Consider the following 13,721-nt stretch of genomic DNA (forward strand, 5'->3'; position numbering starts at 1 on the left):
ACAGAATTACGCGGAAATATCAAAATAAAATCATAAATGAAATTCCGGAGAAAAGGATTTCATTCAGACAAAACGAAAGCTGTTCAGAATGGAACAGCAGAAAATGGAGGACCACAAAATGGAACTTGAAGTTTTAAGAAAAGACATGGTAGCAGCAATGAAAGCCAAAGACAAAGTGACCAAGGAGGCCGTTTCCTCACTGATCGCAGCAGTAAAAAAAGTTGCCATTGATGAGGGATGCCGTGATGATATCAAAGGAGATCTGGTAGACAGAGTGATCCTGAAAGAGCTGAAAACAGCCAAAGAGCAGATCGACACCTGCCCGGCAGATCGCACAGATCTGAAAGAAGAGTATCAGGCAAGATATGATATCATTGCAAAATATGCTCCGAAGCAGATGGATGAGGCAGAGATCAAGGCCTATATCGAGGAGAAATTTGCAGATGTTCTTGCAACCGGAAATAAAGGTCAGATCATGAAAGCGGTTATGGGAGATCTGAAGGGCAAAGCCGATGGTAAACTGATCAACCAGGTAGTTGCCGGATATTGTAAATAATATACGTATGCAGGAAAATGCCGGGGTATTCTGTCCAGATCCCCGGCGTTTTTTTGCAGATAAAGCAAGTGGAAGCTGAGGGCGCTTTTTGTTTGTATGCCCGATAAAAAAATCCCGCCGGATCAGTCATAAATGACGAATCCGGCGGGAATGCTGTTTATATAGAGATCATATATATTATAATCTTTTTTTACGCGCGCCGCACCTCGGAATGGTCTCACAGACGTTACCTTTACAGTTAACTCAGCCCAGGCACCCTCACGGCACACAAGAGCTTCTGCTTAGTGCTGCTGCATTCCTGCCCTGACACGGTTCACAGATTCCTGTTGCGTAAGACCCAGACGTCAACGCCACTTATAAAGGGCTGCTCCACAAGATACAAGCCTCAGATTGGCATCACCCCTGCTGTAGCGGATTGCAGGTACAGGGCACCGCTATCTCCCCGGCTGCGCGGAATTTAATTATAGACTCTTATGACGGATTTGTCAAGATGCACGAAAAATTTTCTGCCGGATGAAAAAGGAGCATTTCATGTTGTATACAGCCGGAAAATGCTTTATAATATTATAATGTGTAAAACTCTGTGAAAAGAGAAAACAATGGAGCTGTTTTGCAGGAAAAGATCCGTCAGAATGCCGGATTCCTGTAATGGACAGCAACAAATAAAATGTGCACATAAGAGGGCACAGAATGGAGGACGCTATGATTAAAAGAATCGGCCTGCTGACAAGTGGCGGTGACTGTCAGGCATTGAACGCAACCATGAGAGGCGTTGTAAAGGGTCTGAGCAACAGCGTTGAGAACCTTGAGGTTTATGGATTTGATGACGGATATAAGGGACTGATCTACGGGAAATACCGTATGCTTACAGCCAGGGACTTTTCCGGAATCCTGACTCAGGGCGGAACTATTCTCGGAACATCCAGACAGCCATTCAAACTGATGCGGGTTCCGGATGAGAAGGGACTGGACAAGGTTGAGGCCATGAAACAGACTTACTATAAGCTCTGTCTTGACTGTCTTGTAATCCTCGGCGGAAACGGAACGCAGAAAACCGCCAATCTTCTCCGCGAGGAAGGCCTGAATATCATCCATCTTCCGAAGACCATTGATAATGATATCTGGGGTACAGATATGACCTTTGGCTTCCAGAGCGCTCTGGAGATCGCAACAAATGCCATTGACTGCATCCATACAACAGCTGCATCTCATGGACGTGTATTTATTGTTGAGATCATGGGACATAAGGTCGGAAGCCTTACACTGAATGCCGGTGTTGCAGGCGGAGCAGATGTGATCCTGATCCCGGAGATCCCATACGATATCAATAAGGTTGTAGAAGCCATCCAGAAGCGTAACAAGGCAGGCAAGCGTTTTACCATTCTTGCAGTAGCTGAGGGAGCTATCTCAAAAGAAGATGCAGAGCTTCCGAAGAAAAAATACAAAGAAAAGCTTGCGGAAAGAGCAAAGAAATATCCGTCTGTATCCTATGAGATCGCAGACCAGATCCAGCAGGTAACCGGAAGTGAAGTACGTATCACAGTTCCGGGTCATATGCAGCGAGGCGGAGAGCCATGTGCATATGACCGCGTTCTTTCCACAAGGATCGGTGCAGGCGCAGCACAGGCGATCATGGATGAGGAATATGGCGTTATGATCGGTGTTATCAACGGCAAAATCAAACGTGTTCCTCTTGCTGAATGTGCAGGCAAGCTGAAGATGGTATCCCCGAAAGATCAGCTTGTAAAAGCAGCCAAACAGATTGGAATCAGTTTTGGCGATTAATGAATCATAAGTCATCTGGCCGCCGCGGAAGTCTTTCCGCGGCGACTGTGGCGAAGAGAAGGAGAGTTTTATGAGTTATACTGCTCTTTACCGTAAATTTCGTCCCGATAATTTTGACGATGTGAAAGGACAGGATCATATTGTGACAACACTGACCAACCAGATCAAGGCGAACCGTATCGGACACGCATACCTGTTCTGCGGAACGAGAGGTACCGGAAAGACTACGGTTGCAAAGATCCTGGCGAAGGCAGTAAACTGCGAACATCCTGTAAACGGCAGTCCCTGCAACGAGTGTGCCATGTGCAAGGCCATTCAGGCAGGAACTGCCATGAATGTGATCGAGATCGATGCGGCATCCAACAACGGTGTTGACAACATCCGTGAGATCCGCGAGGAAGTTGCCTACCGCCCAACTGAGGGTAAATACAAGGTTTACATCATCGATGAGGTGCATATGCTCTCAACAGGAGCATTCAATGCTCTTCTGAAAACACTGGAAGAGCCGCCTTCCTACGTTATTTTTATCCTGGCGACTACAGAGGCCCATAAGATACCGATCACCATCCTGTCCAGATGTCAGCGTTATGACTTCCACCGGATCTCCATTGATACCATAGCAGCCAGACTTTCCGAGCTTCTGGCAGCAGAAGGCGTGGAAGCTGAGGAAAAAGCGGTGCGCTATGTGGCAAAAAAAGGCGACGGATCCATGCGAGATGCATTAAGTCTTCTGGATCAGTGTATTTCTTTTTATCTGGGACAGGTGCTTACCTATGATAAAGTCCTGGACGTTCTGGGAGCTGTGGATACAGAGGTATTCAGCAAGCTCCTTCGGAAAGTGCTTTCCGGTGATGTGACCGGTTCCATCCATGTGCTGGAAGACCTGATCACAGGCGGCCGGGAACTGGGACAGTTTGTATCAGATTTTACCTGGTATATGCGAAATCTTCTCCTTGTGAAGACTTCCGAGAATCCGGAGGAGGCAATTGATGTTTCTTCCGAGAATCTGAAGCTTCTGAAGGAAGAAAGCGAGATGACAGATGTGGAAACCCTGATGCGGTATATCCGTATTTTTTCCGATCTGTCCAATCAGATCCGTTTTGCAAGCCAGAAACGTGTTTTGGTGGAGATCGCGCTGATCAAGCTTTGCAGACCGGCCATGGAGACCAATCTGGACTCAGTTCTTGACCGGCTCCGTGTTCTGGAAAAACAGATGGAAGAACGGCCGGTACAGCAGGTGATCGTCCGGGAAGGTGATGCCGGTGCAACCGTGGATCCAAGTGCGGCAGCGTCAGGCGCATCGCCGGTACAGCAGCCCAAGCCGCAGAAAGCAGCACCTGAAGATCTTCAGAAGATCGTGGCAGGATGGCGCGCCATTGTGGGGCAGACGACAGGGCTTTTCAAACAGTCCCTGCAGCGGGCGGTCCCCAAGTATAACGGGGAAACAGGAGATCCCATCCTTTATGTGGAATTCCAGGATTTCCTGGGAATGAATTATGTAGACAATCCGGAGGCGCAGAAAGAACTTAAGGACATTATTGCGGCCCGGACAGGCAAGAGCGTGGAGATACATATGCTGATAGCCAACAAACATCAGCACACCAATCTCGCGCAGATCACAGTAGACGATGCACTCCGGGAGAACATCCACATGGATATCGTAGTGGAAGAAGACCCGGATGATGAGTCATAAATCCGTAAAATAAAAGCAGGAGGAAAATATTATGGCAAAAAGAGGTGGATTCCCTGGCATGGGTATGCCGGGGAATATGAACAATCTTATGAAACAGGCGCAGAAAATGCAGCGTCAGATGGAAGAGAATCAGAAGGCTCTTGAGGAAAAAGAGTTCACAGCAACCGTAGGCGGCGGAGCTGTTTCCGTTACCGTTTCCGGTAAACGAGAAATAACAAAAGTCACACTTTCCGAGGAAGCAGTAGATCCGGATGATATCGAGATGCTTGAGGACATGATCGCAGCAGCAACAAATGAGGCACTCCGTCAGGTTGAGTCTGAGTCAGCAGCAGTGATGTCCAAACTGACAGGAGGCCTTGGCGGTCTTGGCGGAGGCCTTCCTTTCTGATGGAATATTACAGCAGCCATATCAATAAACTCATTGAGCAGCTTTCCCATCTTCCGGGAATTGGAGCAAAATCTGCCCAGCGTCTTGCGTTTCATATCATGAATATGCCAAAAGACCAGGTTGAGCAGCTGACCGCTTCCATCACCGATGCAAGGCAGAATGTTCAGTACTGTAAATGCTGTTACACGCTGACAGATCAGGAACTCTGCCCGATCTGTGCCAATCCCAAACGGGATCACAGCACCATCATGGTCGTTGAGAATACCAGGGATCTGGCAGCATATGAGAAAACAGGCAAGTTTGACGGGGTTTACCATGTACTTCACGGCGCGATCTCTCCAATGCTTGGGATTGGACCGGATGACATCAAGCTGAAGGAGCTGATGAAGCGTCTTCAGGGAGATGTAAAAGAAGTCATTGTGGCGACCAATTCCAGCCTTGAGGGCGAAACTACAGCCATGTACATCAGCAAACTGATCAAGCCCACCGGAATCAAAGTAAGCCGTATTGCCAGCGGAGTTCCGGTTGGCGGTGACCTGGAGTATATTGATGAAGTGACACTTCTACGCGCCCTGGAGGGAAGGGTAGAACTTTAATCGGATCAGGTAAAAAATTTTTCCCAGGCAACAAAGGAGGTGAGACTGGTGGCAAAAAAGAAAGCAACCTCATCGGATGTGGCAGCACGCGCAGGAGTTTCCCAGGCAACAGTATCCATGGTGCTGAACCGGAAATATAATGTTTCTTTTTCAAGAGAAACCGTAGAACGGGTGGAACAGGCGGCCAGAGAACTTGGCTATGAGCTTCCGGGACGCCGGAAACATAAAGATGACAGAAAAGAAAAGCTGATCGTTGTTTTCTGCCCCACACTCACCAGTCCCTATTATGTACTGCTGCTTCAGGGGATCGAGGCTGTGGCCAATGAGCAGGGATACGGGGTATTTATCTGCAACACCCAGCGCGATGCGGGGCTGGAAGAAAAATATCTCCGTATGATGCAGAACATGCGGCCGGCAGGGATCATCTATACCTGCAATCCTCATCCGGATTTCCAGCATCAGGTAGAAAAGATCGCAAAAGAAACACCGCTGGTCATCATCAGCAACAAGGAAAAAACAACCACGGTAGATGCTATCAATCAGGACAACACAGTGGTAGGAAGGTTGATGGCCAGACATCTTCTTGATCTGGGGCACACGGATGTGGCATTTATCACGCCGCCACTTACCAGACGGCAGTGGCAGCGTTCCAAGCGTGTGGAGGGCTTTGTCCGCGAGTTTGAAAAAGAGGGAAAAAAAGACCACGTGATCATCAAGGCGGCAGATGAGTCCAATGACAGAAAGATCCCGCGGATGGATTCCGAGTATGCCATGGGCTACGAGCTGACTATGGAGCTCCTCCATGAGGGCAGAAAATTCACGGCTATCGCAGGCCAGAATGACATGATGGCCATAGGCGCCATTGATGCACTGCATGAGATGCGCCTCCATGTACCGAAGGATGTTTCAGTCATCGGATGTGATAATATTTTTTATTCCAGCATCCGCAGGATCTCACTGACGACCATTGATCATTTTGTTGCGCTGAAAGGAAGAGATGCCTGTGACATCATTATCCGCAAGATCGACACGAATGATAAATTTTACCTGGATGAAAGACCTGCCAGCCTGTATAATATCGAATATACCCCGAAACTGATCACGCGCCGGACAACGGGGTATGCAAGACTGGACAGAAACCAGCCTGATGAACAGAAAAATAAATAATGGCGCATAAATTATTAATAATAATATATAGAGAGAGTTTCCATGATACATTCGAATAAAAATCTTGATAGCCACGATAATTACGGCGATATTCGAATCGGATAAAAATGGAGATAAGCTGTTTTGGGTGAAAAAATTGACAGACACTATTAATAAAACAATATTTTATTAATAAAATGTTTATTAATAAAAAACAGGTGTCTTGACCCCCGCAATGAGTTTGTTATAATGGAATCATCAAGAAAAAGAACGAACGTAAACAGGAGGAAAAAACAATGAAATTTTTTATCGACACAGCTAAAGTAGAGGATATCAGAGAAGCAAATGACATGGGAGTTATCTGTGGTGTTACCACAAATCCGTCCCTGATCGCCAAAGAAGGAAGAGACTTCAACGAAGTGATCAAAGAGATCACAACCATCGTTGACGGACCGATCAGCGGCGAGGTAAAAGCTACTACAACAGATGCTGAGGGAATGATCCGTGAGGGACGTGAGATCGCAGCGATCCATCCAAATATGGTTGTTAAAATTCCTATGACAACAGAAGGACTGAAAGCAGTTAAAGTTCTTTCTTCTGAGGGAATCAAGACAAATGTTACTCTGATCTTTTCCGCTAACCAGGCACTTCTTGCAGCAAGAGCAGGTGCTACATATGTATCTCCGTTCCTTGGAAGACTGGACGACATCTCCACAGATGGTGTTGAGCTGATCCAGCAGATCGCTGAGATGTTTGCAGTTGCAGATATCCCGACAGAGATCATCGCGGCAAGCGTTCGTCATCCAATGCACGTAACTGCATGTGCACTTGCAGGTGCAGATATCGCTACTGTACCATTCAAAGTAATCGAGCAGATGACACATCATCCGCTGACCGATGCAGGTATTGCCAAATTCCAGGCTGATTACAAGGCAGTATTCGGTGAGTAATTGAAACCTCTTTTATATACAAACTCCCTGTGAACAACAGGGCACTAAAAAAGGAGACATTAATAACATGGATAAGTTAGAACTTCAGAAAGTTGCCAACGAAGTCCGCAAGGATATCGTAACAGCAGTCCATGCAGCAAAGGCCGGCCATCCGGGCGGATCCCTTTCTGCAGCAGATGTGTTCACCTACTTATATTTTGAAGAGATGAACATCGACCCGAAGGATCCGAAGAAGGCAGACCGTGACCGTTTCGTTCTTTCCAAAGGACATACAGCACCGGGACTTTACTCTGTACTTGCAGAGAGAGGATACTTTCCAAAAGAGGATCTGAAAACACTTCGTCATCTGGGCTCCTATCTTCAGGGACATCCGGATATGAAACATATCCCGGGTGTTGATATGTCCAGTGGTTCTCTTGGACAGGGAATCTCCGCTGCAGCAGGTATGGCTCTTTCTGCCAAACTCAGTAATGATGACTATCGAGTATATACATTGCTGGGTGATGGTGAGATCGAGGAAGGCCAGGTGTGGGAGGCAGCTATGTTCGCAGGCTTCCGTAAACTGGACAACCTGGTTGTGATCGTAGATAACAATGGACTTCAGATCGATGGTGACATTGCAGATGTATGCTCCCCGTATCCGATCGACAAGAAATTTGAAGCTTTCAATTTCCATGTGATCAATGTTGCGGACGGCAACGATATGGATCAGCTGAAGGCTGCTTTTGATGAGGCAAGAGCTACAAAGGGTATGCCGACAGCTATCATCATGAAAACAGTAAAAGGTAAAGGCGTTTCCTACATGGAGAACGCAGTAGGCTGGCACGGAAAAGCTCCGAATGATGAGCAGTATGCACAGGCAATGGAAGATCTGGAGAAGGTAGGTGAAGCATTATGTCAGAAGTAAAGAAAATCGCAACGAGAGCAAGCTACGGCAGTGCCCTCATAGAATTAGGAAAAAAACACGAGGATCTTATCGTTCTTGACGCTGACCTTGCTGCAGCTACACAGACAGGTATGTTTAAAAAAGAATTCCCGGAGCGTCACATTGACTGCGGTATCGCAGAGTGCAACATGATGGGTATTGCAGCAGGAATCGCTTCCACAGGTAAGGTTCCCTTTGCAAGTACTTTTGCAATGTTTGCAGCAGGACGTGCTTATGAGCAGGTTCGTAACTCCATCGGATATCCGAAGCTGAATGTAAAGATCGGAGCAACTCACGGCGGTATTTCTGTAGGTGAAGATGGCGCCACACATCAGTGCCTGGAGGATTTTGCCCTGATGAGAGTGATTCCGGGCATGGTCGTTGCAAGTCCTTCTGATGATATCGAAGCAAAAGCTATGGTTGCTGCTGCTTACGAGCATCAGGGACCGGTATACATGAGATTCGGACGTCTTGCTGTTCCGGTTATCAATGACAGACCGGATTATAAATTTGAACTTGGCAAAGGTATCGTTCTCCGCGAGGGAAAAGACCTTACCATCATCGCAAACGGACTTTGTGTTGCGCCGGCTCTTGAGGCAGCTGAGAAGCTTGCAGCGGACGGAATCGATGCAAAGGTGATCAACATCCATACCATCAAACCTCTGGATGAGGAGCTTGTTGTTGCAGCTGCCAAAGAAACAGGCAAAGTTGTAACAGTTGAGGAGCATTCCATTATCGGAGGCCTTGGCGGAGCTGTATGCGAGTGCCTGGCTGAGAAGGCACCGGTACCGGTAAAACGTATCGGAATTCATGATGTATTCGGTGAATCCGGTCCGGCTGTGGAACTTCTCCATAAATATGGTCTTGATGCTGAGGGTATCTACACACAGATCAAAGACTTTGCATAAAATTATGGAATGATTTTATGCATGAGCATGCAGCAGAGCGGAATGCGAATGTTCGCTGTGTGGATCTGATGCAGATAAGTCTGCTTCTGCAGGGAGGATCTTCAGGATTCCTCCGGCAATCACATCTGCCAGAGCGACCACGGTAGAGAGCCGTGTAGTCTGCAAGGTAAGATGCTCCATGAGTCCGGCAGTATTTACAATGCCGGTGATATGGATGTCACCTACAGGAGGCAGATTCTTCTGAACACCAGCACCTGGGTAAAGTGCACCATTTCCAATGGTCACATAGCCCAGGTGCTTTTTTTGTCCAAGAGAAGCATCTATGGCGATCACAAGAGCATGGGGATGAAATTTTTTGATAAGTGATGAGATTTTTTCCAGGTTTAAGGCATGAACCGGGCTGGAAAGTGTACCGTAGACAAAAATATGACCGGTTTCATGAGGCGTAAGCAGGTGTCCGATATATGGGCCTAAACAATCTCCGGTAACACGATCACTGCCGATACATAAAAATACGATTTCAGTCCATCTTTTGGGACAGTGAAGAATACATTTTTTCAGAAGATAAGCAATCTCTCCGGATGAACCGTTTTTTCCGGCATCAATGTAAAAAGCCATGGGGAACCTCGATTCTTTTTTCCCTCTATCATATCCTGAAAAAAGGAAAAATATGCATGGTGCGTAATCTGTCGTTAAATTCTGTGGATAGGCTCTTACATTCTGCTAAAATCCGCATTTTTACTGTGTTATGCTTGGGGCTGAAGGGGTGATATGAGATGATAGAGGTCATTTATAAGGAGGACAAGGAAGATCAGGGAACAGTACAGGAACCGTTTTCCATGCCGAGGAACGTAAGACAGATCGGGCTGGCAAACGGAGATTACAGGATCTATATAGAAGATTATGTATACACATTTCTCTGCAGTCTTGCAGAGGATGGAGAGACAGAAAGCCAGGGGAATGTGGCAGTGCTTACCGGTGAAATCCAATGGACGACAGATATGACCTGCATTTATGTAAAGGGTGCCCTGGCGGCAGATGGGATGGAGGCAACGGCGGAACATATTGATTTTTCGGAAAAAATCTGGCAGAAGATTCAGGATGACAAGGAACAATACTTCCAGGAACAGGAAATTGTGGGATGGTTTTTTGCACAGCCGCAGATAGCAATAGAGGTCACAGAACTCCTGGTGAAAGTACATCTCAGACATTTTGGGGGAGAAAAGATTTTGATGCTGATGGATCCGGGAGAACGGGAAGATGCATTTTTCCGTTATGATGGCGGCACAATGGCAAAACTGACCGGATATTATATTTATTATGAGAAAAATTCTCAGATGCAGACATATATGATCGAACGAAGCCAGAGAGAAGGCGGGAAGGCATCTGAAAAAGTAGAGGACAAGGCTGTCAGGAATTTTAGAAAGATCATAGACAGCAAGAAACCAGAGGAGCGGGAGGAGAAAACTTCCGTTTTTTCTTATGCGGCCACAGTGTGTCTGGCGCTGGCAGTTCTGGTAGCTGGTGTGAATCTTTACCGGAATCAGCAGGGGAAAAAAGGAGTTCCGGAAGATTATCGTGCGACTTCCGCTTCGGTGGTGCAGATAACGCCGGTGATAACGGAAGGAACAGCTGCCCGGGAGACTCAAACCCCGACGCCTTCTGTGAAAGCAGAAAGCAGGGAGAGAATCACAGTAACCCCGGCCGCAGATCCTAAAAAGAAAGAAACGGACAGTCCGGAAAATAATGTTGTGGAAACAACAGTAACAGAAATTCCACCCGGATCAGCAGATACAGAACAGGCAAAAAAACAGAAAAAAAAGGAAAGCTCTGAAGAAAAGAATGCGCTGGCAGATTCAACAGAAAAAAAATCAACAGAAGAAACTTCTGCAACTGCCGAAAATGTGCAGAAGACATATGTAATACGTCCGGGAGATACTTTGTATCAGATAAGCCTGAACCGCTATGGGACGGTGGAGGCTATGGAACAGATCTGTGCACTGAATGGAATTTCAGCCAATGAGATCATTTATCCGGGGCAGGTGATTGTTTTACCCTGATAAGCTGTGCTATAATAACTGGAAAATAAACAGATAAGGCAAGGAATACAATCGTGAATATCATAAAAAAAATACAAAAAAAACAAAAGCGTAAAAAGCTTATGAAACAAAAAGCCAAACTGGCACAGGAACAGGCTGTACAGGAAGGGACTCATCACGGAAAGAAGAGTTCTCATCGTCGGAAAATTTCCCGAGGCGGAAAAAAGGTGATCGTGGTTGCGGCAGTTGCTGCGGCTGTCTGCCTGGCTTTTGTTTTTGTGGAAAAGAGAAGTTATCATAGCTATAAAGTATTGAATACAAGTGAGCAGGAAGATGTTGTTTCTACACAGTATGTGGAAATGGACGGGGATATTTTAAGATACAGCCCGGATGGAGTTTCGGTGGTAGATGCCAGTATGAACACGGTATGGAACGAGACTTATACCATGCAGAATCCAATTGCAGATGTAAATGGAAGCAGAGCAGTAGTCGCTGACAGTGAAGGAACATCTCTGTATATCTGTGACAAAAAAGGTGTTACCGGAACAGTTACTACTTCTTATTCTATCGTGAAGGTACGAATAGCGGCGAATGGAATGGTTGCGGCGATTCTTGATAATGATGAGAATACCTGGATTAATTTTTATAATCCGGATGGAAGTCTGGTAGCGGAAAACCTTACCAAGATTGATGATCCGGGATATCCGCTGGATGTGGCGGTATCGGATAATGGTGTAATGATGGTTACATTCCAGTATGTTGATGGAAGCAAAACAACCAGTTATGTGGCCTTTTATAATTACGGAGATGTAGGGCAGAATGAAGATGACCGGATCGTAAGTGGCTATACTTACGAAAATGTTGTGATTCCACAGGTGGAATGTATTAATGAGAGCCAGTATATTGCTCTGCGTGATGACGGATTTTCTACTTATCAGGGAAATCAGATCCCGAAAGAAAGCAAGACTGTCAATGTGAAGCAGGAGATTGTAAGCACATTTTTCGATGAAGACAGAATTGGTCTGGTATTTAAAAATAACAATAAGGACGACCTGTATACAATGGAAGTTTATAACATGAGTGGTCAGCTGAAGTTCCGTAAAAATTTCAATGTTCCATATACTACCATAAAAATGAGCGGCGGTAATATTGTTATGTATAACAGCTCTCAGATCTGTGTGATGAACAGTCGAGGGGTGCAGAAATATATGGGAAGCGTGGATGGCACGATCCGGGACTTTTTCAAGATCGGATGGAACAAATATCTTATGGTACTGGATACGGGAGTAAGTACCATAAAATTCAGTTAAGGAGGCGGACATGAGCTGGACATGGCTTGGACTGGCTGTTCTGGTCCTACTTGCCTTTTCTATGGTGGATGGATACCAAAAAGGTTTTGTGAAAGAAGTGGTATCCGCATTCCTTGTGCTGATCTCAGTTGTAATGGTATGGCTGATCAATCCTTATGTGAATCAGTTTATCCGTGAAAATACTGCCGTTTATGAAAAAATCCAGACATCCAGTGAATCATTTGTAAGTTCTCTGGTAGATGGAAGAGGAATCATGGATGAGGAAGGACAGAATGAACTGATAAGCAGTATGAATCTGCCGGAACTGCTTCAGAAAGGAATTGCTGAGAATAATACAGCATCTGTATATCAGCAGCTGGCGGCAAATACATTTGCGGAATATATATCCGGTTATCTGGCGAATGTGGCAGTGAACTGTCTGTCCTTTCTGGTATCGTATATATTATCGTCCATATTGATACATGTACTGGCTTATGCCCTGGATCTTCTGACAAAACTTCCAGTCATATGTGGCGTAAATAAACTGGCAGGAGCAGCAATTGGAGGAGGAAAATGTATTATTTTCGTATGGGTAGGAATGCTGGTCCTGACAGTTTTGTGCAATACAGAAATCGGTCAGAAGGGGCTGGGTCTGATCCGGGAAGATACAGTGTTGAATTTTCTCTACGGTAAAAACATCTTTATTCGTATTTTTACAGGAATATTCTATCAAAGTTAAATAAAACCGCATTTTGCACACAGAAGGATACCAAAATTCAGGTATTGCTCAGTTCGCAGAATGCGGTTTTTTACGCAAAAACGTGTTTTTTGAAAAAAATGTAAAATTATGTAAAAAATATGTTGACAGAGAAAAGAAAAGATGCTATTCTATCAGAGTTGTTGGGAACAAATTGTTTTTATGAAACTGATAAAGAAATCATGTTTCAGAAAAAATAAAAAAGTAGTTGACAAAAGACAGAAGATATGATAAAGTATCCAAGTCGTCGACAAAACGACAACAAAATCTTAACTCAAAAATGTTTGAAAAAACTTGAAAAAAGTACTTGACAAACAAAAAGAGATGAGATAAAATAAACGAGCTGTCTGAGAGGCAGACAAAACAAACCTTGATAACTAAACAGTGAAACACATACGATTCTCGAAAATTTCTTTACATTTTAAAGAACGGTTTTAACAAACCAAAAGCAGTAAAAACGAGAGATAGCCAAACGGTTGTCTTGAGTAAACGAATCAAACATTTTATCAGAGAGTTTGATCCTGGCTCAGGATGAACGCTGGCGGCGTGCTTAACACATGCAAGTCGAACGGGAATTACTTTATTGAAACTTCGGTCGATTTAATTTAATTCTAGTGGCGGACGGGTGAGTAACGCGTGGGTAACCTGCCTTGTACAGGGGGATAACAGTCAGAAATGACTGCTAATAC

The 13,721-nt window shown here is 45.4% G+C and carries 13 protein-coding genes, 1 rRNA gene and 1 other RNA gene; 13 read left to right on the forward strand and 2 right to left on the reverse strand.

The features are described from left to right. Positions 1 to 118 precede the first annotated feature (118 nt). Positions 119 to 556: a GatB/YqeY domain-containing protein gene (locus GPK81_RS03035; protein ID WP_021977973.1), complete on the forward strand. Its 438-nt coding sequence runs from the start codon at positions 119 to 121 to the stop codon at positions 554 to 556. 192 nt (positions 557 to 748) lie between these two features. On the opposite strand, the gene ffs is transcribed toward GPK81_RS03035, so the two are convergent. After that, an RNA gene (gene ffs / locus GPK81_RS03040) (signal recognition particle sRNA large type) lies at positions 749 to 1,010 on the reverse strand. Positions 1,011 to 1,258: 248 nt separating this feature from the next. Here ffs and GPK81_RS03045 point away from each other — a divergent pair. From GPK81_RS03045 to GPK81_RS03080, 8 genes are all read left to right on the forward strand, one after another. After that, positions 1,259 to 2,341 (forward strand): 6-phosphofructokinase, encoded by a 1,083-nt coding sequence (locus GPK81_RS03045; protein ID WP_021977972.1) that lies wholly within the window; start codon positions 1,259 to 1,261, stop codon positions 2,339 to 2,341. A 70-nt stretch (positions 2,342 to 2,411) separates the two neighbouring features. Next, entirely contained in the window at positions 2,412 to 4,034 is a 1,623-nt protein-coding gene (dnaX, locus tag GPK81_RS03050; protein WP_215706505.1) for a DNA polymerase III subunit gamma/tau, read from the forward strand. 31 nt (positions 4,035 to 4,065) lie between these two features. Beyond that, positions 4,066 to 4,422 (forward strand): YbaB/EbfC family nucleoid-associated protein, encoded by a 357-nt coding sequence (locus GPK81_RS03055; protein ID WP_015525666.1) that lies wholly within the window; start codon positions 4,066 to 4,068, stop codon positions 4,420 to 4,422. Beyond that, positions 4,422 to 5,018 (forward strand): recombination mediator RecR, encoded by a 597-nt coding sequence (recR, locus tag GPK81_RS03060; RefSeq protein WP_015525667.1) that lies wholly within the window; start codon positions 4,422 to 4,424, stop codon positions 5,016 to 5,018. Before GPK81_RS03055 ends, recR begins: the two co-directional genes overlap by 1 nt. Before the next feature lie 48 nt (positions 5,019 to 5,066). Further along, positions 5,067 to 6,185, forward strand: a complete 1,119-nt coding sequence (locus GPK81_RS03065) for a LacI family DNA-binding transcriptional regulator (RefSeq protein WP_215706506.1) — start codon at positions 5,067 to 5,069, stop codon at positions 6,183 to 6,185. A 275-nt stretch (positions 6,186 to 6,460) separates the two neighbouring features. After that, positions 6,461 to 7,114, forward strand: coding sequence for a fructose-6-phosphate aldolase (gene fsa / locus GPK81_RS03070; RefSeq protein WP_015525668.1), 654 nt, complete (start codon positions 6,461 to 6,463; stop codon positions 7,112 to 7,114). A gap of 58 nt (positions 7,115 to 7,172) precedes the next feature. Next, on the forward strand, positions 7,173 to 8,021 hold the full coding sequence (locus GPK81_RS03075; protein ID WP_294420488.1) for a transketolase: 849 nt from the start codon (positions 7,173 to 7,175) through the stop codon (positions 8,019 to 8,021). After that, entirely contained in the window at positions 8,009 to 8,947 is a 939-nt protein-coding gene (locus tag GPK81_RS03080; RefSeq protein WP_118062387.1) for a transketolase family protein, read from the forward strand. Before GPK81_RS03075 ends, GPK81_RS03080 begins: the two co-directional genes overlap by 13 nt. A 15-nt stretch (positions 8,948 to 8,962) precedes the next feature. On the opposite strand, the gene yyaC is transcribed toward GPK81_RS03080, so the two are convergent. Further along, positions 8,963 to 9,565: a spore protease YyaC gene (gene yyaC / locus GPK81_RS03085; RefSeq protein ID WP_021977968.1), complete on the reverse strand. Its 603-nt coding sequence runs from the start codon at positions 9,563 to 9,565 to the stop codon at positions 8,963 to 8,965. Positions 9,566 to 9,723: 158 nt separating this feature from the next. Here yyaC and GPK81_RS03090 point away from each other — a divergent pair, with 158 nt between their 5' ends. The 4 genes from GPK81_RS03090 to GPK81_RS03105 all read left to right on the forward strand — a co-directional run. Next, entirely contained in the window at positions 9,724 to 11,007 is a 1,284-nt protein-coding gene (locus GPK81_RS03090) for a LysM peptidoglycan-binding domain-containing protein (protein ID WP_021977967.1), read from the forward strand. A 101-nt stretch (positions 11,008 to 11,108) separates the two neighbouring features. Then, entirely contained in the window at positions 11,109 to 12,296 is a 1,188-nt protein-coding gene (locus tag GPK81_RS03095; RefSeq protein ID WP_118062410.1) for a DUF5711 family protein, read from the forward strand. Between the two features lie 10 nt (positions 12,297 to 12,306). Continuing rightward, entirely contained in the window at positions 12,307 to 13,014 is a 708-nt protein-coding gene (locus GPK81_RS03100) for a CvpA family protein (protein ID WP_021977965.1), read from the forward strand. A 521-nt stretch (positions 13,015 to 13,535) separates the two neighbouring features. Next, a 16S ribosomal RNA gene (locus GPK81_RS03105) occupies positions 13,536 to 13,721 on the forward strand; the annotation flags it as partial.

This window comes from Blautia sp. MCC283, from assembly GCF_018785565.1.
Classification (GTDB): Bacteria; Bacillota; Clostridia; order Lachnospirales; family Lachnospiraceae; genus Blautia_A.